This window comes from Endozoicomonas sp. SESOKO3 (assembly GCF_024606255.1).
In genome coordinates, this window is record NZ_JAHHPR010000709.1 from 1 (window position 1) to 1,026 (window position 1,026).

Sequence of the window (1,026 nt, forward strand, 5' to 3'; positions counted from 1 at the left end):
AAGCCGCTATGAGTACACGCTATCTGGCTGAAGTCCTTGCTGGGCAGACACTTTCATGATTTTGCCGCAGGGTACTTAATCGAAGCTCTATTAAGTTAGCCACTTTGTATGGAATCGTTTTTTGTAGCATTTAATGACGAACAGTAAGAGTGGTCACTATTGGTAATGCACCCAGTTTACGATTGCTCTCAAACGTATAGAGTGTTTCAGCCCCATTGTTATGGGCTCGTCTGGCAATAAGGCAGTCGGATAAATCCACTTTTGGATAAGTTTTATAATCCATCAGGGCACGTTGGAGTGCCTCCCAGTCTTCAAACAAAAAACGGGTACTGGCTGCCAACTCATAAAACACTGGATGGATATCATTTCTGGTCAAATTAAAAACAGCCTCCATCACCCATTCGGTTTCAGCCAATACTATGTCCGACAAAAAAACCTTTTCCGCAGAGTCTATTGTAAGGACAGCCTTTTGAGTTTGCCAAGGCGGGTTTTGACTGTCCACTGGCTGCAGTAAATAGCGAATCAGCACATTGGTATCTACAGCAATCATTCCTGACCTCTGAATTTTCTGGCAGCTTTTTTTCTCAAAATTTCTTTAAAATCCAGATCACCCTGGTTTACCGCAGATTCAGACTCTGTGACTTTTACACAAGCTAATGTACCTGAGAGTGTTTCACTAGACATTTTTACCAAATGAGCGACTCCATCCCGCTCAAAAACCTTCAGAGTATCACCAGGAACAAGCCCCAGTTTGTTACAGACATCCTGAGGTATGGTTACTTGTCTTTTACTGGTCAACTTAGGCATAAGAACACCGTATTACTATCGAAAATAAGTAATACTAAACTAGCAGTGAAGCTCCACATCATCAAGGAAGGCTGTACGTATTCCCACGCATGCGTGAAAATGGATGATGATGAAAATTCATAAATATGCGATTGGCATAGATGGGCAGGTAAAAGTCATGAAAACCCCTGAAATTATTGACCTCTAGCTTATATTTGCTTTCTTTTTAATACGTCTACA

General features: G+C 41.4%; 2 protein-coding genes. Both read right to left on the reverse strand.

All coding sequences use genetic code 11. From position 1 onward, the window contains the following. Window positions 1-130: 130 nt before the first annotated feature. Entirely contained in the window at window positions 131-550 is a 420-nt protein-coding gene (locus KDK18_RS12505) for a PIN domain-containing protein (protein WP_257255259.1), read from the reverse strand. Continuing rightward, window positions 547-807 carry an AbrB/MazE/SpoVT family DNA-binding domain-containing protein gene (locus KDK18_RS12510; protein WP_257255260.1) on the reverse strand — a complete coding sequence of 87 codons (261 nt, stop codon included), beginning with the start codon at window positions 805-807 and terminating at the stop codon, window positions 547-549. Before KDK18_RS12510 ends, KDK18_RS12505 begins: the two co-directional genes overlap by 4 nt. Window positions 808-1,026 lie beyond the last annotated feature (219 nt).

Bases quoted from the DNA above. Each gene is read 5' to 3' on its own strand.
- KDK18_RS12505 (WP_257255259.1), bottom strand. From the start codon at position 550: ATGATTGCTGTAGATACCAATGTGCTGATTCGCTATTTACTGCAGCCA.
- KDK18_RS12510 (WP_257255260.1), bottom strand. From the start codon at position 807: ATGCCTAAGTTGACCAGTAAAAGACAAGTAACCATACCTCAGGATGTC.